Annotated in this window: 14 protein-coding genes; 12 read left to right on the forward strand and 2 right to left on the reverse strand. The window is 46.4% G+C overall.

The features are described from left to right. Positions 1–11: 11 nt before the first annotated feature. The 7 genes from AB4Z08_RS30410 (at position 12) to AB4Z08_RS30440 (ending at position 9,973) form a co-directional block, all read left to right on the forward strand. The gene (locus AB4Z08_RS30410) at positions 12–368 is read left to right on the forward strand and encodes a T9SS type A sorting domain-containing protein (RefSeq protein ID WP_441577559.1); all 357 of its coding nucleotides are present in this window, start codon (positions 12–14) and stop codon (positions 366–368) included. 27 nt (positions 369–395) lie between these two features. Continuing rightward, positions 396–4,529, forward strand: a complete 4,134-nt coding sequence (locus AB4Z08_RS30415) for a PKD domain-containing protein (protein ID WP_441577560.1) — start codon at positions 396–398, stop codon at positions 4,527–4,529. A 31-nt stretch (positions 4,530–4,560) separates the two neighbouring features. Then, complete coding sequence (locus AB4Z08_RS30420; RefSeq protein ID WP_441577561.1) at positions 4,561–5,565, forward strand: PorP/SprF family type IX secretion system membrane protein; 1,005 nt, start codon at positions 4,561–4,563, stop codon at positions 5,563–5,565. Positions 5,566–5,592: 27 nt separating this feature from the next. Then, complete coding sequence (locus AB4Z08_RS30425; protein WP_441577562.1) at positions 5,593–7,590, forward strand: OmpA family protein; 1,998 nt, start codon at positions 5,593–5,595, stop codon at positions 7,588–7,590. Positions 7,591–7,623: 33 nt separating this feature from the next. Continuing rightward, entirely contained in the window at positions 7,624–8,655 is a 1,032-nt protein-coding gene (locus AB4Z08_RS30430) for a PorP/SprF family type IX secretion system membrane protein (protein ID WP_441577563.1), read from the forward strand. A 56-nt stretch (positions 8,656–8,711) separates the two neighbouring features. Next, a complete protein-coding gene (locus AB4Z08_RS30435; protein WP_441577564.1) occupies positions 8,712–9,299 on the forward strand; it encodes a hypothetical protein in 588 nt (195 codons plus the stop codon). A gap of 98 nt (positions 9,300–9,397) precedes the next feature. After that, positions 9,398–9,973 (forward strand): RNA polymerase sigma factor, encoded by a 576-nt coding sequence (locus AB4Z08_RS30440; RefSeq protein ID WP_441577565.1) that lies wholly within the window; start codon positions 9,398–9,400, stop codon positions 9,971–9,973. Positions 9,974–10,019: 46 nt separating this feature from the next. Here AB4Z08_RS30440 and AB4Z08_RS30445 read toward each other — a convergent pair whose 3' ends face one another. Both AB4Z08_RS30445 and AB4Z08_RS30450 read right to left on the reverse strand, forming a co-directional pair. Next, positions 10,020–11,645 carry a hypothetical protein gene (locus AB4Z08_RS30445; protein WP_441577566.1) on the reverse strand — a complete coding sequence of 542 codons (1,626 nt, stop codon included), beginning with the start codon at positions 11,643–11,645 and terminating at the stop codon, positions 10,020–10,022. Between the two features lie 61 nt (positions 11,646–11,706). Next, positions 11,707–13,056: a GDSL-type esterase/lipase family protein gene (locus tag AB4Z08_RS30450; protein WP_441577567.1), complete on the reverse strand. Its 1,350-nt coding sequence runs from the start codon at positions 13,054–13,056 to the stop codon at positions 11,707–11,709. A 177-nt stretch (positions 13,057–13,233) separates the two neighbouring features. Here AB4Z08_RS30450 and AB4Z08_RS30455 point away from each other — a divergent pair, with 177 nt between their 5' ends. From AB4Z08_RS30455 to AB4Z08_RS30475, 5 genes are all read left to right on the forward strand, one after another. After that, positions 13,234–13,860, forward strand: a complete 627-nt coding sequence (locus AB4Z08_RS30455) for a sigma-70 family RNA polymerase sigma factor (RefSeq protein ID WP_441577568.1) — start codon at positions 13,234–13,236, stop codon at positions 13,858–13,860. A 52-nt stretch (positions 13,861–13,912) separates the two neighbouring features. Then, positions 13,913–14,845 carry a FecR family protein gene (locus tag AB4Z08_RS30460; protein ID WP_441577569.1) on the forward strand — a complete coding sequence of 311 codons (933 nt, stop codon included), beginning with the start codon at positions 13,913–13,915 and terminating at the stop codon, positions 14,843–14,845. Between the two features lie 71 nt (positions 14,846–14,916). Continuing rightward, on the forward strand, positions 14,917–18,153 hold the full coding sequence (locus AB4Z08_RS30465; protein WP_441577570.1) for a TonB-dependent receptor domain-containing protein: 3,237 nt from the start codon (positions 14,917–14,919) through the stop codon (positions 18,151–18,153). Between the two features lie 16 nt (positions 18,154–18,169). After that, the gene (locus AB4Z08_RS30470) at positions 18,170–18,970 is read left to right on the forward strand and encodes a hypothetical protein (RefSeq protein ID WP_441577571.1); all 801 of its coding nucleotides are present in this window, start codon (positions 18,170–18,172) and stop codon (positions 18,968–18,970) included. A 744-nt stretch (positions 18,971–19,714) separates the two neighbouring features. After that, positions 19,715–19,915, forward strand: a complete 201-nt coding sequence (locus AB4Z08_RS30475) for a hypothetical protein (protein WP_441577572.1) — start codon at positions 19,715–19,717, stop codon at positions 19,913–19,915. Positions 19,916–19,920: the final 5 nt, after the last annotated feature.

The following is a 19,920-nucleotide window of genomic DNA, read 5'->3' on the forward strand; positions in this document are numbered from 1 at the left end:
AAAGCAGTTCTATGAAAAAAATCAGCATAGTGAAGTCGTTACTGTTTGTCATCGGATGTTTAATGTTGCATTGGCCTACGGCCAATGCAACCATCCGACCGACACGACAGGGAATAGACAGTATAATGATGGACAGAAGATCTGTACTCGTATATCCTAACCCGGTAATTGCTGCACTGAATATAAAGTCCCGCCAACCCATTCAACAACTGGTACTCTATACCATGGATGGCAAACCCATTAAAAAGATGACAGCTACCGGAAAAAATAACCAGATGTATGTGCGGGATATACAACGCGGCGCTTATATGCTGAACACCATTTTTGAAGATGGAACCAGGACGTCGAAGATGATCATCAAACAATAATCATTTCAATATGAAAAATTGAAAAAGATGTCAACCAAACTAACATATTATAAGGCTTGCATGTCGGCAAAACAACTTTGCATTGCCATATCCCTTATCTTGATTTCCTCCGTAGCCAATGTTGCATACGCCCAGAATCTTTCCAACAAGGGGAAAGATTTCTGGGTGGGCTACGGACACCATCAGTTTATGGAAATGGGACAGAGCAACAGCCAGGAAATGATCCTGTACCTCAGTGCAGAACAGCCGGCTACCGTAACTGTCAGCATTACCGGCACCAGCTGGACGCGTACCTATAGTATTCCCGCTAATACTGTTATCGCTTCTGACCTGATTCCGAAATCAGGTGGTATAGATGCAAGATTGTATTCCCTGCCTCCCTCCTTTGGTGGTACCGGTGGAGAGGGCGTATTCACAGGTAAGTCTATACACATACAGAGTAATGTGCCCATTGTAGCTTATGCACATATTTATGGCAGTGCCTCTTCGGGTGCTACCATGCTGATGCCGGAAGAAACCTGGGGATACTCCTATATCTCCGTCAACAGTATGCAGAACTATGCAGACGACTGTTTCTCCTGGATGTTTGTGATTGCCAATCAGAATAATACCGTGGTAGAAATCACGCCATCGGTATTAACGCGCAATGGACGGCCGGCAGGTGTGCCTTTCACCGTTACGTTGAACCGCGGCGATATCTACCAGCTGGTAGGCGCTTCACTCGGCAGCGGCGTTGGGCGGCAACTCACCGGTACTACTATTAAATCTATCGGTAATCCGGCGGGGCAATGTTATCCCGTAGCGGTATTCTCCGGCAGCAGCCGCACCGCTATCACCTGTAATAACAGTGGCAGCAGCGGAGATAATAATATTCAACAGATCTTCCCTTTCCAGGCATGGGGCAAACGTTATCTCACAGCGCCTACTTCTGAAGATGATGTAGCATCCAGTCTACAATTTAATATCTATAAAGTGGCGGTGAAAGATCCAACCACAGTGGTAAAAAGAAACGGCGTGATCCTGCCAGCCGCCAGCCTGATTGCCAACTCCTACTATGAATTTGTGAGTAATACCGCCGATTATATTGAATCGGATAAACCGGTACTGGTGGCGCAGTTTATGTCTTCATCAGGCGCCTGTGGCAATACCGGTGGTCTCGGTGATCCGGAAATGATATACCTGAGCCCTGTGGAACAGGCCATCAAACGGATTGGATTTTACCGCAACAACCGGGAGTTTATTGAAACCAACTATCTAACAATGATCATACCTACGTTAGGTGTTCCTTCCCTGTTGATAGATGGCAGTCCTTTGTATGACTTCTCTTACCCGCATCCTAACCTCCCCGGCTATACGGTAGTCATTAAGAGATGGGCGGCAGCACCGGCACAATGTATTGTAAAAAGTGACTCTGCCTTTACCGCCGTTACTTATGGCCTTGGAAGCGTAGAAAGCTATGGCTACAATGCTGGTACCCTGATCAACAACCTGAATGCCGTAGGGTCTATTCATAACAGTTACGATACTTCAAAAAGTTCCAATGATTTTACCTGTACCAATACTCCTGTGCAGCTCTCCATTTTAATGGCCTATCAGCCTACCAAAATGGTATGGAAGCTCAGCGCACTCGGCACGGCAGTTACGCCGAATGCCGATGTAACAGATAACGCACCGGTAAGTGCCGGCACCGTATCGATCAATGGTATTACTTACTATAAATATACTTTACCAGGCACCTACCAGTTTAGTGCCATCGGAGAATATGACGTGCCGGTGCTAACCACACATCCAAGTATTGAGAACTGTACGCACACAGAAAAGGTAGGATTCACGGTCAGCGTAAAAGGTAAGCCCCGTGCGGTGATGACCTATACCTACACCGGTTGTACCCTGGATACGGTTTATTTTAAAGGCGACAGCAGTTTAAAAGATCCTTTGATTGATCGCTGGCAATGGGAATTTCCCGGCGCAGTAAAAGATAGTGGCGTAAGAGTAGGTAAAGTATTTCCGGTTGGCAATGCTGCAGTAAAACTCACCGTTATTTCAAGAGATGGCTGCGTAGGAGATACTTCCTTCACCGTAGCAGCAGTAGCGAAACCCGTGGCCACCTTTACCACTGATATGGCCGCCATATGCGAAACAGGTGCATTAAAAATTACGGATCAGTCGACCTATGGAGGTACTGCTCCATTAAAATCCTGGTACTGGAATTTCGGCAACGACTCCGTATTAAATGCGACTACCGGTGCCGTACAAACGATTACTTACAAAGATCACAACTCTTATACCATCAAACATGTGGTAAAAGTAAGTGACCTGTGTATAAGTGATACCGTAACAAAGGTGGTGACCGTATATGCCAAGCCCACTCCACTGTTTGCTTACCCGGGCGATTGTTTGCCTGTAGGTGGCCTGGTACAGTTTACCAGTGGCGCCGTGGTGCCTGATGCACAAACCATCAGCACCCATGCCTGGAACTTCGGAGACGCCAACGCAACAGGCGCCAATCCCAATACTTCTGTACTAAAAGATCCTACGCATAACTATACAAAGTTTGGAACGTATAGTATTAAATATAGTGTGACTACCGATAAAGGCTGTACGAAAGATACAACCGTTACGGCCACGTTTAAACTGAAACCACAACTGGCTTACGCTGCATTAACCGGTGTTTGTGTAAATGTACCTGGCACCATCGCAGTAGGCAAAGCCACTGTACAAAACGGCGTGGCGGGTAAAGGTTTCTACCGTGGCCCGGCAACGGATTCCGCTGGTAACTTCACACCTGCCACCGCCGGCACCGGTACACATACGATCTGGTATGTATTTAATACAGACAGTGGTTGTACCGATTCCATTTCCACTACCATGGTGGTATATCCTAAACCTGCAGCTGCTTTTACCGCAGCAGCCAATCTGTGCCTGGGACAGAATACTGTTTTCACTGACCAATCCACTATTTCAGCTGGTAACATCACCAACTGGAAATGGGACCTGGCTGATGGCACCTTAAAAAACAACACCAACAACAATCCGTTTACCATCACCTATCAGAAAGACAGCAACTACCTCGTGAAGCTGGTGGCCGTGAGTGATCATAACTGTATCAGTGACACCGCCCAAGCTATAGTAGCTGTACATCCTTTACCAGCAACAGATTTCAGTTTGCCGGCTAAAGTATGTATGCCTGATGGCACTGCTGTTTTTGCCAACCTGACCACGGTGAAAGATAAATCAACACTCACCTACCAATGGAACTTTGGCGATGGTGGTACCGGCTCAGCCGCTAAAGATCCCACCTGGCAGTACAAAGCCTTTGGTCCGTTTAACGTGAAACTGATCGCCACCACTGCCAGTGGTTGTAAGGATTCTGCTACGAAAACATTAAGCGCCTTCTTTGGTCAGCCGGTAGCTTCCTTTAAAGTAACACCGGATACCCTTTGCCAGGGCGCCGATAACGTGTTTACTGATCTGAGTACAGATCCTACCAGCACCATTAATAAATGGCAATGGAGTTTTGGTGATGGCACCACTTCCACAGAGCAGCATCCGGTAAAAAAATATACTGCCCCTGGTGAATACAGTGTGCAGTTGCAAGTAGCAAATCAGTCGGGTTGCGGTTCTTCTGCTTATAGCAGCAAGGTAATCGTATACCTGCAACCCATCATCGATGCAGGGCCATCCTTTGTAGTTGCGCAGGGCACCATCATCAGCTTCAAACCAGTTGCCAATGATTCGGTTAACCTGCGCTTCAACTGGGATCCCCCGGCAGACTTCCCGGACCCTACCCTGCTGTCGCCCGTAATACCTGCGATGCACGATGCTACCTATACGCTGACAGCTATCGGCAAACACAGTTGCATGGCGCGTGATGCCATGACCGTAAAAGTATTGAAACCCGTGGCGCCACCCAATGCGTTTTCGCCCAATGGTGATAATATCAACGATACCTGGATCATCACCAACCTGGCTGATTATGCAGAAAGTACCGTGGAAATATTCAACCGGTATGGCGCAAGAGTGTATCGCTCCACCGGCTACAACGTCCCCTGGGATGGCCGGTTCAAAGGGAATCCGCTGCCGATGGCCACGTATTACTATGTCATCCGGCTCAGAGCAGGCATGGCACCCATTACAGGTTATGTAACTATTATCAGGTAAAGTAAATCATTCACATAAAAATATATTGTAAATGAGAACAATCATTGCAACCCTAGTCCTCTCTGCAGCTGCTTTATGTACCGGTACCCGGTTAATGGCACAGACAGATCCGCATTTTTCGCAGTATTACGTATATCCGTCATGGTTAAATCCTGCACTCACAGGCGTATTTGACGGCGACTACCGCGTAGCAGCTATTTACCGCACCCAGTGGGGAAATATCAGTCCCTTTAAAACATACGGGGTAAGCGGGGAAATACCTACTGCAAAGAACATTAACATCGGTGCCAGCGTATTAAATCAAACTGCCGGCGATGGTGGATACAACTATACCACTGCTTACGTAAGCGCTGCCTATACCGGTGTAAAGCTGGATGCTCATCATTATCATCAGCTGAACTTCGGGTTACAGTTGGGTTTTATTCAACGCAAATTTGACCCTTCCAAGCTGACCTACGGTGAGCAATGGAATCCCGTTACCGGTTACAATCCCGGCAATCCTATATCTGATGGGCTTACCCGCAACTCAGCGGCTTCTTTTGATGCCGGTGCTGGTGCCTTGTACTATGATGCTACCCCCGGGAAAAATTTCAATATCTATGGAGGCTTCTCTGTTATGCATCTCACAAAACCACAGGATCAGTTCAGCGCCAAAGGGGATGCCCGGTTTCCAATGCGCTTCAATGTACATGGAGGAGTGAAACTAACGTTGTCGGATAAACTCAGTATTACGCCCAATTTCCTTTACATGCTGCAGGGACCTGCCCAGGAAAAAATGATCGGCGCCTACGGCCAGCTGAATGCTGCTCCGGGTACAGATTTCCTCCTTGGTTTGAACTACCGGTATAAAGATGCGATTACTACCCACGCAGGATTTATTTATAAAAATATGATGCTGGGCGCCAGCTATGATATCAACACTTCTGATCTCAGCAAAATGGCACATGGGTCCAACAGCTTTGAAATATCGCTGACGTTCATTGGCCGCAGATCTGTCAGAACACCGGACGTAGAATTTGTTTGTCCAAGATTGTAATCAACTTTTAAACGCAACAGGTATCTCATGAAAAAAATATTTTTTACCTCCGCAGTGTTGTTATCGGGTATGGTGTCGTATGCACAATTTACGTACAACTACCTGAAAGCTGCAGATCAGTACTATAGTAAGGAAGACTACAACTCCGCCGCTACCTATTACGAAAAGTACCTGGGCTCCCGCACTAAAACCGTGAAGCCGGATACTTACAAGCCTTATGCAGCAGTGTCTGTACCGAAAAATAAAACGGTAAAAGTTAGCAGCGAACAGCAGGCCGTGTACAAACTGGCTGAAAGTTACCGCAACCTGCATAACTATGGCAAGGCAGCCCCTTACTACGAATCTGCCATGGAAATGGATAAAACCAGTTTTCCGCTGGCTGCCTACTATTATGCTGTTTCCCTGCGGGCACTGGCTAAATATGAAGACGCCGCACAAGCCTTCCGCAATTTCCTGAATAACTATACCAGCAATGATAAATTCTCAGAAGCGGCGAAAAGAGAATTGCAAAACCTGGAATTTATTACGGCACAGTTAAATAAAAAAGACCTATCGGAGTATAAGGTAAGTAAAGCACCGGCAGCGCTAAATACCACCGGCGCCAGCTATGCACCGGTGTGGAACAGCGGCAGCAATCTCATATTTACATCTACCAGGCCGGATAGCTCTTTCCAGAAAAATCATACTTACATCAACCGTTTATATACGGGCGATTATGAAGCGGGACAAATATCCAATATCCGGCTGCTGAAGCTGAATCAGCCGGAAGGACTGCATCAGGGGGCCGCTTGTTTATCGCCGGATGGACAATTATTATTCCTTACCCGCTGGCATATAGATCACGGCAAAAAAACTTCTGCTATTTATATTGCCCGCAAAAACGGCGATGGCTGGAATGAGCCGGTATTAATGGATGCCCTGGTAAACACTGCAGGAAATAATACCCAGCAACCTTATCTTCTGGGAGATGGCAAAACATTATTGTATGCCAGTGACAGAGCCGATGGATACGGTGGTTTCGACTTATGGTATGCAACGCTCGATGAAACCGGTAAGCCATTACAGGCGGCCAATCTGGGTAACGTTATTAATACTCCCGGCAACGAGCAATCACCGTTTTATCATGCAGCCACCGGCACACTAATATTCTCTGCCGATAACCGTATCGGCATGGGAGGCTATGACTTTTTTTCCAGCAAAGGAAACATTGGCAGCTGGAAAGCCCCGGTGAATATGGGATACCCGGTAAACTCCGTAAAAGATGATATCTATTTCGCCAGCAGAAGCAATAATAAAAACCTGTTGGATGAAGTATTGCTGGGAACAGACCGTGCAGCAGCCTGTTGCCTGGAACTATTTTTTGTGCATAAAAACCGTCCGTTAAAACAACTCAGCGGCATTGTTATCTCCTGCGACAACCAGACCCCGCTGGCCGGCGCCGCTATCAATATTATTGATACGGTCAACAATAAGGTCATATTCACGCAGCAAACCAACACTGATGGCAGCTATGCTTTTACAGTAGAAGATTATTTGCCGTTAAAAGCAATAGCTAACGCCAATGGATATACGACCAATTCACAACAAATCACTGTTCCCCTGAATGAAGATACCGCAGCTATCACCGCGCCGGTATTATGCCTTACCAAAATCGTCACACCGGAAGCGCCGGTAGTACTGGAGAACGTGTATTACGATTTCAACAAGGCTACGTTGCAGGAAGCTTCTTTTGCATCACTCGACAAACTGGCGGACCTGCTGGCTGCTAATCCGTCCATGCACATAGAACTCAGCGCACATACCGATAGTAAAGGTAAAGCAGCATTTAACCAACGACTGTCTGAAGCCCGTGCAAAAAGTTGCGTCGAGTATCTCGTGAGCAAAGGCATTGAATCATCCAGACTTACTTATATCGGTTATGGCGCTACACAACCAGTAGCTCCCAATACGCTGGAAGATGGCAGTGATAATCCGGAAGGAAGACAAAAGAACAGGAGAACGGCATTTACCATTATTAAAAAGTAACAGCCCGGCTGTTTAATCCAAAATCGCTGATCCATGAAAAACATTGTGCTCACAGGTTTGCTTGTTTTGCTGGTGCATTTTACCCATGCACAGCAACAGCCACATTACACGCAGTATATCATGAATCCTTTTATTATCAATCCGGCGTTGGCAGGTATTGAAAATTACTGGGACCTGCGCCTGAGTCACCGGCATCAGTGGGTAGGTATGAAAGGAGCACCGGTCACTACGTACCTGACCCTGCAGGGGCCACTGCGTAAATCGGATTACAATACCGCCTCTCCTACCGGTTTTGATCCGGAAGGAAACAATCCAAGAGGTAAAGCGTACTGGCAGGATTATACCACTCCGCCCCCACATCCGGGTGTAGGGCTCACGATCCTGAACGACAGAACCGGTCCGCTGAATCGTTTCTCTGTTACGGGTGCATATGCACATCATATTAACCTGTCGCCCAGAACCAGCATCAGTGCAGGCATAGGTATAGGTATGCAACAGGTGAGTCTCGATGCCAGCAAAGTATCATTCTTTGATCCCTCCGATCCCGTGTTGGGCAGTAGCTCCGGCGTATTGAACAAATGGAAACCGGAAGTAAATGCAGGATTGTGGCTGTACTCAGCCGATTTTTTTGCAGGCTTATCAGCCCAGAATATTATACCGCAGCAAATCGGATTTGATAACGGTAAACTGGTTGGCGACTCTGTATACAGTGGTAAACTGGTGCCGCATTTATTCTTTACTACAGGCTATCGTTTATGGATAAACGATGACCTGAATGTAATGCCATCAGTGATGCTGAAAATGATTACCGCCATGCCACTAAGCGTAGATGTGAATGCCAGGTTCATGTATCGCGACCGGCTCTGGCTGGGTGCTTCCTATCGGCTGCACGACGGCGTAGCGGCCATGTTTGGGCTGAATATCAGTTCACAGTTTAACATCGGTTACTCCTACGACTATACGGCATCATCTTTAAATACGGTGAGCAAAGGATCACATGAAATCATGATTGGTTTTCTGCTGGGCAACAAGTATGGAGATACCTGCCCACGTAACGTCTGGTAGTATTTTTTAATTGATTCATTCTTTCATTAATAAATAAAAACAAAACAATTGTCATTATGAAACAGGTTACACGTTTTATGCCCTATGCATTGATCACTGCTGTTGTACTATTTTTTGCTGCCTGCTCCAAAGACGGCGCCACTGGCCCTGCAGGCCCAGCGGGTCCTGCCGGCCCTGGGGGTATACCGGGTGCCACTGGTCCTAAGGGCGATTCAGGTGCCGCTGGTAGCGCGAACGTTATCTATTCCACCTGGCAGGATGTAAAATTTGCACCGGCAGATACCATCTTTAATCAGAATGGTACTATCAACACCATCATTTACGGTGCTACGCTGACCGCTGCAAAATTAAATGCTGCTTTGCTCGCCAATGCGTCTATCAATGTATACATCAATCTCGGTACTGCTGCCACTCCTTTCGTACAGGCATTACCGTATGTAGATGAATATGGTTACCTGGTGAGGTTTGTAGCCTACCTGGGTAAAATTGATCTGATCGGCAATGCTCCTATCAGTACCACTACTGACAAACGTTACCAATACAGATATGTAATTATTCCAGGCGGTGTTACCGCCAGAAGTGCTGCCGGCATTGACTGGAATGACTACAACCAGGTAAAAAAATATTTAAACTTAAAGGACTAGGTTGGCTATACCAGCCACCAATATGTGTCAGGGCTGCCCTATTCAGGGTGGCCCCATTTCAAAAAACATTCATTGACCAACAATACACGATCACGCGCATGAACCCATATAGCAACCTGACGGATCAGGAATTAATCCGCCTCTATATTTCAGGAAATAACCCGGCCTTTACCACCCTGGTACATCGCCATAAAAACAGGATCTTTACCACCATCGTTCTATTGGTAAGAGATAGAAACCTGGCAGAAGATATTTTCCAGGAAGTGTTTATCAAAATTGTGAATGCACTGAAATCCGGCCACTATGTGGATAACAGCCGTTTCCTTGCCTGGGCAGTAAGAATAGCCCACAACGCCTGTATCAGTCATTTCAGAAAAGCACATACCATGGTCATCTCCTACAATGATGCACTGGGCGATAGCATGGAGTTGTCTGAACACAGCCAGGAACATCTTATTATCAAAGCAGAAGTGAGTGAGGAAATCAACAGGATGCTCGATCGTTTGCCCGGCTTACAACGCGAAGCATTGATACTCCGGTATTATGCTGACCTGAGTTATAAAGAAATGGCGCAAACCATTGGTATCAGCATTAATACTGCATTGGGAAGAGTAAGATATGCACTGATGAATTTAAGGAAACAGGAAGGTGTGGAGAGCCTGGTATCCGTGTAGCCCGGTAAAGTAACCGACCCGGATCTGCATCCAGGCCGGCCACCTGCTATTGAACTTTTACAGAAGATACCTGGTCATTGGCACTTGGACTCAGGGTAAGGAAACTAGGTGTATCACTGGTGCTTGTCCAGGAGGTACCCGTAAAATTATCCCCCGCATACATGATCACGGTCCGGCCGGAAGGCACCTTAACAGAAGAAGCCCAGTCGTTGGTGATGCCAAGTGCTGTCAGCTGCGCCGTTGTATAGTTACCCACTGCCAGCGGCTGACCGGCAGCACCACCATAATTAATGTCCGCATAAAAAACAATGCCGCTGCTCCCACCGCTGTTTACATGCGGTGTAGGATGCGACCATACCAGTCCGGTTTGTCCCTTTATCATTTTAGCACCATCGCTGGTGAGACGGAGATAGAAGTCTGCTGAAACAGCTACGCCATCTGCATCCAGCGATAGAAAATACTGATTCGTTGGTTTCATGGACGCGTTTTCTGCAGCTTTGGCAATGGCCGTGGCTTCATCATATTCATCAAACATACCCACATATACGCTGGGCACACCCGCATTACGGATATTGGCAAACTGCTGCCACATAAAATCACCGTGTAATCTTGGTATTAAGTTCTGCGCACCACCTTTCCAGTTAGACCATGCAAAGCCGGGGAAGGCTTCTGCCTGGTAATCGATGTTATGGGAATTGCAATAGGCAAAATCAGCAGCTACTACGCTGGCATAATTATTAGCCCCTGTAATGTTTGAAAACGTGCCGGTAGCCCAGGGCATAATCATATTACTGGCATCGAAAGCCGGCAGATTGGCGGTTTGTGTGCGCCAGTCTCTCGGACCACCCACAATTACATAACAGCCCTGGTTCTTGAAATAGTTAATGACATCCAGCCAGGAAGTAGCATTGCCCGGCCGGTTGCTGACACCTACTCCCCAGATACAGATCACCGGTTTACCATTCTGTTTGGCATAGGCAGAAGATGCCGTCAGCTGCAGCGTGTTTACGATCACGTTAGTCCAGTCCGTTTTTATTTCCGTCTGGAAATTTGTCCAGCCGGAGATGTCATACATCACGTAAAACTTCCTGTTGTACGTTTGCGCGGCGTCCCTTACTCTTTGTGCAATGCCATCTTTCTGCGCATCACTTTTCCCAAAACGCTGCATGGCAGCACAGTCAATTCCATACTCCTGCATCCAGCGGAAATGGGTGTTCACCGTTTGCGGTGTCCAGGAAGAAAACAGGTTGGCCGGCTGCCCGTTGCCCAGATTAGCATAACCCGTAGCAAAGGTGGTAGTGTACTCTCTTGTATCCGGCCACAGCTCAAAGGTCTGATTGCCGGGAGAAGGTGCATTGCCGCCAGGACTGCTGCCCCAGTGTACCCAGCTATTGCGTGGAGAGCCATCATTTTTGCAGGCAAACCAGCCCTGGTAACCTACCACCAGCTTACCCACCACATCGCCGGCAGGAGACACCGGAAAAGCTGCTGCGCTCACATTGGCAACAGCCCCGTCTTTCGCCGTATCTACTTCCGGCGTCATCTTTTTTGTGCAACTCATAACAATGGGGAGCAACAGCCCATAACAGCTCACGAGGTTAAAGCTCCGGAAAATAATCTGCCACCTGGAACGGGCAACAACAGAGCTATCATTTTTTGATAGTGCTTTCATAAAAACGTGGTTTGAGATGGTTAAAAAAAGAGCAGTTCATTCGGGTCGGGAATGAATGATGCTACTGGATACGTACAGAAGATATTTTATCGTTTGCGTTGGGCGACAAAGTGGTAAAATCCGGTGTGTCGGCGGTTCGGGTCCAGGAGGCGCCGCTGAAGTTATCATCTCCATAAAGTATTACCGTGCGCCCTGCAGGCACCTTTATGGAGGAAGCCCAGTCGTTGGGCACACCCACTGCCGCCAACTGCGATAGGGTATAGTTACCTGGCTGCAACGGCTGACTGGCAGCACCACCATAGTTGGTATTTTGGTAGAAGACAACACCGCTGGCAGTTCCTCCGCTCAGGTAAGGTGCCAGGATGGGTTTTATCAGGTTAGCTGCTTTGATGTTACCACTTACACTGGGATGCAGACCATCGGTATAGTCAGCAGTAGTGAGCCAGCCGTTGGTATCCACATAGTGTAATTTATTATCCCCCCCTGCTATCCTTGCGTTTACAGCAGCTACGGTAGGCGCGGTTTTTACGCCTATAAATGTTCTCAACACAAAGATTTCGGCTTGAGGAAATTTACTACGCACATTAGTCAGAAAAGAAATATAGGTCGTTTGAAATTGCGCATCTGGCACCTGCTTATTGTTATCGTTGGTACCGAGATTAATTACAATGATCTTTGGCGTATACCGTGTAAAGTCCCAATCAGGAGAATTGGCATACGATGAATTCTGCAGTTTAAAATATTGTACCTCCATACTTCCCTGCATAGCAAAACCACTTACCAGCGTAATACCCGGATAGGCGATCTGTGTATGCTCTGTACCCAACAGTTCCGCACATACCCACGGATACCCGGATACATTTGCCTGCGCATCCGTGTAGCCGGCAGTGATAGAGTCTCCGATCCATTCAATCAGGTTGGTGGCCACTGCCGGTGCGCTGGTAGTAGCACCTGGGTCGAGTACAAATCCCTGGAAGCTGAACAGATAGTTATAGTCTTTCCCCTGCGCCACGCTGACAGTATGTGTTCCGGCCGGCAACGGTGTGGGTGTAAGATTGATGGTACCACTGGCATTGAGGTAACTTACCCAGGGACCGTTATCAATCTTTGCAAAATAATTGGTGGCATTCCCTACTTTAATTTTCACCGTGGTACCGGTAAATTTCATCCGGAGGTAACCACCTCCCCAGTAATTCATATACTGACTGGTATTACTGAAATCCCAGCGACCAAAATACCGGATATTGGGATCGCCCAATTCTCCGGGCAACGCCGCAATGGCGGCATTTGCTTTTACACTCACTGCATCGGCAGCAGAACGGGGTGATGATTCTTTTAAATACGATTTGCTACAGGCCCCCGACAGACAGGCCGTGAGCAATAGTACAAACAGATAGATGCTCGTTTTCATATACGCGGAATTTGGTGAACGGTTTATTAAAAGCAAAGAAAGACGGGCACGATTAACAAATAGCTTAACAGATCCGTTAACATCCCGGCTAACATCCTTTTTTCTTCAAAAAAGCCCTGTAATATCTTAATGGTTTGGTAACATTGCCCGATTACATTTGCAGAGATATATCAACACATGAACGCGAACTTCGGGGAGGATATGGAATTGTTGCAGGGTATCCGTCAAAATGATGCCGGAGCTTTCAGGCTGCTATTTGACCGGTACTGGCAGCTGCTATTTCAGCTCGCCGCCCGTAAAACAGCCGATGCGCAGGACGCGGAAGATATCGTACAGGAACTTTTTATAGAATTATGGCGCAAAAAGGAACCATTGGTACTGAGTGTAAGCCTTCAAAGCTACCTGGTATCCTGTGTCTACCTGAAAATATTTCAATACTTCAGGAAAAAAGGGTTCCAGGAAAAACACTATGAAGACTTTGCCCGTTATGAGGCACAGATCAAAGGGGCACCGGAAGCAGCAGATCTCCCCCATGCTTCTTTTGAAACAGAATATGGCAAACTGCAGGATATTATTACGCAGACCATCGCCATGATGCCACCGCAAATGCAAACTGTATTTTCCCTGAAGCATTACCGCGGCATGACAACCAATGACATTGCGACCGAATTGAATATTTCCCCGGAATCGGTAAAAACGCACCTGAAGCTCGGCATGATCCGCCTGCGTAAAGCCGGAGAACAATACCCTGCCGGCATCATCCTGTTGCCTGCTTTTTTAACCATCCTGGAGAGTTCATATTAAGTTAACATAGAAAGCTTCCCCCATTATTCCGGTTTGCGCAATTACTACCTGTATGGCGCAACATAAAAAACGATTAGACCTGCTGCTGCATAAATTCCTGCACCGGCGCAGTAGTCCAAAGGAAACATCTTTACTATGGCAATGGCTCTGGCAACTGGATATCCCGGAAGAGCATATCGCAACAGGGCAACAAGAGCGCCTCTGGCAAGCCATTTCCCGGGAAACAATCTCGGCGGCGCCTAAACAAACGCACCGGTACCGTCGGCCTCTTTTAGCCGTAGCCGCCCTGCTGCTTTGCCTGATAGCCATCGGCTGGCTGCTGCTAAAACCAACCACCCAACCCATCCAACAATATGTGGTAAACAGTGACGACCAGCATATGAAGTCTATCGGTTTACCCGATGGTAGTACCGTCATACTCAACCGCTCTTCTACCCTCACCTGGTCTTCTGACTATAATCATAAAGTACGGCAGGTAATACTTACGGGAGAAGGATACTTTAAAGTCGCCACCGATGATAAGCGACCTTTTATCGTGCAGTCAGCCGGGCTGGAAACCCACGTACTCGGCACGGCATTTAACATTGAAGCGCACAAAGGCGCCGCACAAATACGGGTAGCACTCACGGCAGGCAAAATAGCGGTGTATCCGGCAGGTAGGCCGGAGCAGCAAAGTCTGCTGGAACCAGGACAGCTACTGCGTTATGAGCCAGCCACCGGCAAATTATCTACCAGCACCTTTACCAATGATGTAGTCTGCTGGACCACCGGCGGGCTTTCTTTTAACGGCATCCCACTATCGGAAGCACTTCAGCAACTGGAAACACATTATCATATCCGGATACAGTATCACCCACAGCAGCTCGCACATAAAACGGTGACCGCTTCTATGGGAAAAACCAGCTGGCAGAAAGCATTGTCGGCCATCCTGTTTCCGCACGATTTAAAGTATAAAGTAAAAGACAGCATCGTCATTATCCAATAAGCGCAAAAAAAGGAGGTGCGACCAACACCCCCTTTTGTAATACCTGCATTTAAAAAAACACAAGTACCAGTATGAACTACAATTTTACCCAAAAAAGGGGGAAGTACAAAAGTCACAAAAAACAGGGCCGGTTATTTTATTGTTTCCTGCTCACTTTAACATTGCTCCAGCTATCCGCAAGAGCACAACTTAATCAGTTAACAGAAAAAATAACCATTCACCTGCAGGCCACTACCGGCTTAAAGGTCATTGAGGCACTCGACAAACAAAGCAGTTACGGATTCACTTTCGCTGCAGAACAATTAAATGCAGTGACCATTTCCGCCTTTCATGCCGCCAATATTACGCTGGGAGAAGCGTTGCATCAGCTGCAGCAACAATATGGACTGCAGTTTTCCCTGCAGGATAAAAACATATCTGTAAAAGCAGGACGGACGGCAGCAGGCAAACAACAACAGGGAAAAGTAACGGGCAGGATCCTGGATGATGAAAATGGCAAACCTGTTATTGGTGCTACTATCCGGATCGCCGACAAAGGAGCAGTTACCGATGCTGATGGCGCCTTCACCATATTACTTTCGCCGGGCAAATATGAAGCCATGATCAGCTCTATCGGGTATGGCACCAAAGCCATCACCGATGTTGACGTAAAAGATAATCCGCCTTTTATACTCAATGCCTCACTTAAAAGAAGCAAAGGACAATTGCAAAGCGTGGTAGTTACCGCCAATGCCCGCAAAGAAAGCGTGAACGCCCTCCTGCTGCAGCAAAAGAAAGCAGCAGAAATTACGAACGGCATCAGTGCAGAAGAAATTTCCCGTACCCCGGATAAAAATATCGGCGAAAGCTTAAAGCGTATCAGTGGGGTAAGCACCAACGAAAATAAATACGTAGTTGTACGCGGTATCGGAGAACGCTACAACACCGCTATGCTCGATGGCATTACGCTACCCAGCACAGAAGCACAAACCAGGAATTTTTCCTTCGACCTCATTCCCTCCAACCTGGTGGATAATGTAGTGGTGAGTAAAACCATCACACCGGATATGAATGCCAGCTTTGGTGGTGGCCTGATCCAAATCAACACCAAAGATATTCCTGCCTCCAATTTCACTTCCATTAGTGTGGGTACCTCCTACAATGATCAAACCACCGGAAAGGATTTTTATAGCCGGCCCAGAGGGAAATATGATTTCCTGGCATTCGATGATGGCCACAGAGGACACTATCCTGCCAACCTGCGACCAACAGAAGAAATATATTACGAGGCACATAAATTACCATTTGATATTTTCGAGCAAAGCCGACAGTTTAAGAACAACGACAATTTCAACACCTATCGTTACAAAGCGATGCCCTCGCAGAATTATCAGTTTACGATCGGCAGGGCGATAAAGCTGGATACCACCGGGCACAATAAACTGGGATATACCGGTTCCCTCAGCTATCGCAATACACAAACAACTACAGAACACCAGGACCTGCGACGCGGCTCCTGGCTGGCTACCGACAGCAGTGTAAATAATTATGGCGCCACTTATAGTTTTGTGACAACCATTGGTGCGCTATTAAATGTTGGCTGGCAAACAGGCAACAACCGTTTTAGTTTCCGTAACACCTATACCCGGATGTTCGATAACGCACTGGTAAGAACCTTTGGTTATGATAGAGATAATGGCAGACCATATAAGGATGATCCTCCAATACTACGGGAAACAGATGATCCCACCTTCCTTGATCTGCTACAGAATAAACTGAGTGGGCAACACCTTGCAGGAAAAGTGAAAATAGAGTGGAACCTCGCCAGAACCGCCATACACCGGAATGAAAAAGATGTGATCTACACGGCAGCCGGACCTGAAAAAGTAGGGGATACCTACATTTATGTTTACGGTCCGGGCAGTAGCACTGAACCTAAAGAACTACCAATATCCCGGTCGTATTTCCGGAATAATGAAACACATTACAACTGGGCTGCCAGCGCCTCCATCCCTTTTCGTGTAGGCAGTATTTTCAGCACCGTCAAAACAGGATATGCCGGGAACTCAAAAAAGAGCCGGTTTCGCTGGCAAATAGCACCGCTTGCGGCCACCACCAAATTTGCGGACAGCCTGCACTACCTGCCTGTTGGTGAATGGGGCAATCATATGTACGACTCCACCGGTTTTCTGTATGCATTCACTCCCTATGGTCTGGACTACTACGAAGGTAAAAGTGAATCCCACGCAGGCTTTGTGATGTTTGATCACCAATTACTCAGCAACCTGCGACTGGTATGGGGCCTGCGTGCAGAATATTACGCATATACGGAGCTCAACAACCCCACCAATACCAAGTTAAGTTTTTATGTGCCAAAAGATGATCCGAAATGGCAATGGATGCCATCGGCCAATCTTACCTGGAGCGTTACCCAACAGATCAATCTCCGGGCTTCCTGGAGCAATACCACCGTACGCCCGGAACTGATGGACAACGGCCGGTTTAACCGCTATAGTCCTTACTACGATGGACAACTGATGACAGGAGGTATTACCTCCACCCGCATTGCCAGCTACGATTTTAAAGCAGAATGGTATCCCGGCGCCGGAGAAGTACTCTCCGCAGGTGTTTTCCATAAATATTTTGATAAACCGGTGGAATTGGTCATCAATGCTAATTCCGGCAATCCTGCCTATGTATTGCAAAACTCAGAATGGGCCAAAGTGTATGGACTCGAATTTGAAGCCAGGAAAAACCTGGGCTTCATTGCACCGGCAGTATGGCTGGAAAACATTACCTTATTCGGTAACCTCACGTTACAAAAATCTACCGTACAAAGTCAATACTCTATGACGGATCCTGATACCAAAAAAGAAATCACTTATATATATAGTAGCAAGCGGGAATTATACGGACAGGTACCTTTTCTGTTAAATGCCGGTATCACGTATAGCGGTAAGCATGTGGGGGTTAATATCGCCTATAATAAAGCCGGTTATAAAACCAACCTGGTATCCGACGATCCTCAATTAATGGAACGTGAAATGCCCCGGGAGCAACTGGATGCACAGATCAGCTACAGAATGCTGCATGACAAACTGCAATTAAAATTCAACATGGGTAATTTATTAAATGGTCCGTTCCAGTTCTATAAAAACCTGCACTGGAGACAAAAAGCCGACTTCGTGGCACCCGATCACCGGTATGAATGGAGCGATCGGTTTGAATGGTTGCCTGGATACAGCGAAAAATATGAAGCAGGCGATACCCGTACCTTCACCCGCTTCATGGGTCGTACCTATAGCTTATCTGTTTCCTATAATTTCTAAATAAAAAAATAAAATCATGAAACGCATCTGCAGATCATTTATATACATGTTCACCATTGCTTCTTTTCTTACCGCCTGCAACAAAAAAGAGCTAGCCATCCCCCCGGTATCCGTGGTAAAAATGATGCTTCAAGGCTATAATGCTGATGATACGCTGGAAGTAGTAAAAGGTAATGAAGTACTGACTATATTGAAAGCCAACAGTACATTTCAATCCATCGCCCTGGTAGTCATCCGGAACGATAAAGAACAAATTGGCCTGCGTAAAAAAAGAACAAAGGAAATTATCAGCACGATTGACGTAAACAGGACGCCTTTCGAACAAAAGAAAAAAATATTTTTCGATGGCAAAACCATTACCGATAAGATGGAAGTGACGCCTGTCACCAACCCGGAAAATATAGGCTTCCGCCTGTGGTTCACCACTGATTTCCCTTATTTCTACGGCGGTCCGGTAGATTTTGCTATTTCGAAATTGACCTATGATAATATTACTTATGACTTCTCTTTTACACCAGTAAAAACAATAAAAAACGTTGGCAACACCTTCAGTGAGTTTATAGAATTACCCCCGCTCACCAGCACTGAGCAGGAAACAAGTTTGTATATAGTAAGAATATTCAAAGCCGGCACTACGGAACTGCCTTATAAAGAAGGGGTGGACCTGTCTGCCGTACCGGAGCCTCAATTTTACTATTGTCCCATTGATGGGCTGAAAGCAGGGCAGAGCGCCTTATTCAAGGTGAGTCCGTACTATTCGGAAAAGCAATTGGGCGAAAGCTTCGCGCTGGAAGATATTGCTTACTTCTTTCGTTAAATTTATTTATCCTTATAAAAACCGGAAGCCGTTTCTATTTGGAAACGGCTTCTTTATTTTTATTAACCAGGAGCCAAAGGAAGGGTACGTTATGCCTTGATAATAACGGTGTGACGCAGCAGTATCCGGGCATATTATCAATCTTACCATTAACTAGAAAAAAATTAGCATAATTAAAGATCTTTCTTAAAAAAAAAGATATATCTTAGACATACAACCAGTGTAAACCCGACTATGTGTAACCCGATATAAGAAGAGAGCTTCAGATAAACCCGAAGAATTATTTACGATAGACACAATGAAAAAACAATAATTCCAGTGAACATATAATCATTAAATTATGACCTGTAAAACCGCTACCTGTTTGCGTAAAAGAGCATGTTGTAAAGCCAGCTCAGGAGTTTTCAGAAATCAATAAAATTGTGAGCACGTCGAGGAATCTGAAAAACAGCCTTGTAATTCTTAAACCCTTACTCTTATGTTTAACCAGTCAATAAATCAACTAATATGTCATAGGTGATTTCTTCCTGATTTTTATTAGCGCTTTATACACCTACCCCTGGGGTAGTTGAGGGTATTCTTTTTCCATATTTATTGCATGTCACACTGCAACTAACTATAGTGGATACGGTCTTTCTATGCGCTATACTTTCACCGTGGGGTACCCCTCATCGGATCGGGAAGCTATTGTCTACACGCGATAAAATCTTTTTTTCTTTTTCTTAATCATTTAAAACTTCACGTATGTTGAAACAAAAAAATGCCCTGAAAAAAATCAGCATGGCAACAGCTGTTACTGCAATGGCAGTAGGTCTGGTATCTTCTTTCTCTTTTGAATCACAAGCTATTGCTACCACCGCCAAAAAACCGGGTGCAATTGTAGTGGGTATTCCTCCTGCATGTGATTGCACAGCGCCTGCAAGCACTTGCTATTGCATCAGCTAACTATG

Source organism: Chitinophaga sp. RAB17 (assembly GCF_052114225.1).
Lineage (GTDB): Bacteria > Bacteroidota > Bacteroidia > Chitinophagales > Chitinophagaceae > Chitinophaga.

What these genes read in the sequence shown, in the direction of transcription:
- AB4Z08_RS30410 (WP_441577559.1), top strand. Translation starts at nt 12, where the DNA reads ATGAAAAAAATCAGCATAGTGAAGTCGTTACTGTTTGTCATCGGATGT.
- AB4Z08_RS30415 (WP_441577560.1), top strand. Translation starts at nt 396, where the DNA reads ATGTCAACCAAACTAACATATTATAAGGCTTGCATGTCGGCAAAACAA.
- AB4Z08_RS30420 (WP_441577561.1), top strand. Translation starts at nt 4,561, where the DNA reads ATGAGAACAATCATTGCAACCCTAGTCCTCTCTGCAGCTGCTTTATGT.
- AB4Z08_RS30425 (WP_441577562.1), top strand. Translation starts at nt 5,593, where the DNA reads ATGAAAAAAATATTTTTTACCTCCGCAGTGTTGTTATCGGGTATGGTG.
- AB4Z08_RS30430 (WP_441577563.1), top strand. Translation starts at nt 7,624, where the DNA reads ATGAAAAACATTGTGCTCACAGGTTTGCTTGTTTTGCTGGTGCATTTT.
- AB4Z08_RS30435 (WP_441577564.1), top strand. Translation starts at nt 8,712, where the DNA reads ATGAAACAGGTTACACGTTTTATGCCCTATGCATTGATCACTGCTGTT.
- AB4Z08_RS30440 (WP_441577565.1), top strand. Translation starts at nt 9,398, where the DNA reads ATGAACCCATATAGCAACCTGACGGATCAGGAATTAATCCGCCTCTAT.
- AB4Z08_RS30445 (WP_441577566.1), bottom strand. Translation starts at nt 11,645, where the DNA reads ATGAAAGCACTATCAAAAAATGATAGCTCTGTTGTTGCCCGTTCCAGG.
- AB4Z08_RS30450 (WP_441577567.1), bottom strand. Translation starts at nt 13,056, where the DNA reads ATGAAAACGAGCATCTATCTGTTTGTACTATTGCTCACGGCCTGTCTG.
- AB4Z08_RS30455 (WP_441577568.1), top strand. Translation starts at nt 13,234, where the DNA reads ATGAACGCGAACTTCGGGGAGGATATGGAATTGTTGCAGGGTATCCGT.
- AB4Z08_RS30460 (WP_441577569.1), top strand. Translation starts at nt 13,913, where the DNA reads ATGGCGCAACATAAAAAACGATTAGACCTGCTGCTGCATAAATTCCTG.
- AB4Z08_RS30465 (WP_441577570.1), top strand. Translation starts at nt 14,917, where the DNA reads ATGAACTACAATTTTACCCAAAAAAGGGGGAAGTACAAAAGTCACAAA.
- AB4Z08_RS30470 (WP_441577571.1), top strand. Translation starts at nt 18,170, where the DNA reads ATGAAACGCATCTGCAGATCATTTATATACATGTTCACCATTGCTTCT.
- AB4Z08_RS30475 (WP_441577572.1), top strand. Translation starts at nt 19,715, where the DNA reads ATGTTGAAACAAAAAAATGCCCTGAAAAAAATCAGCATGGCAACAGCT.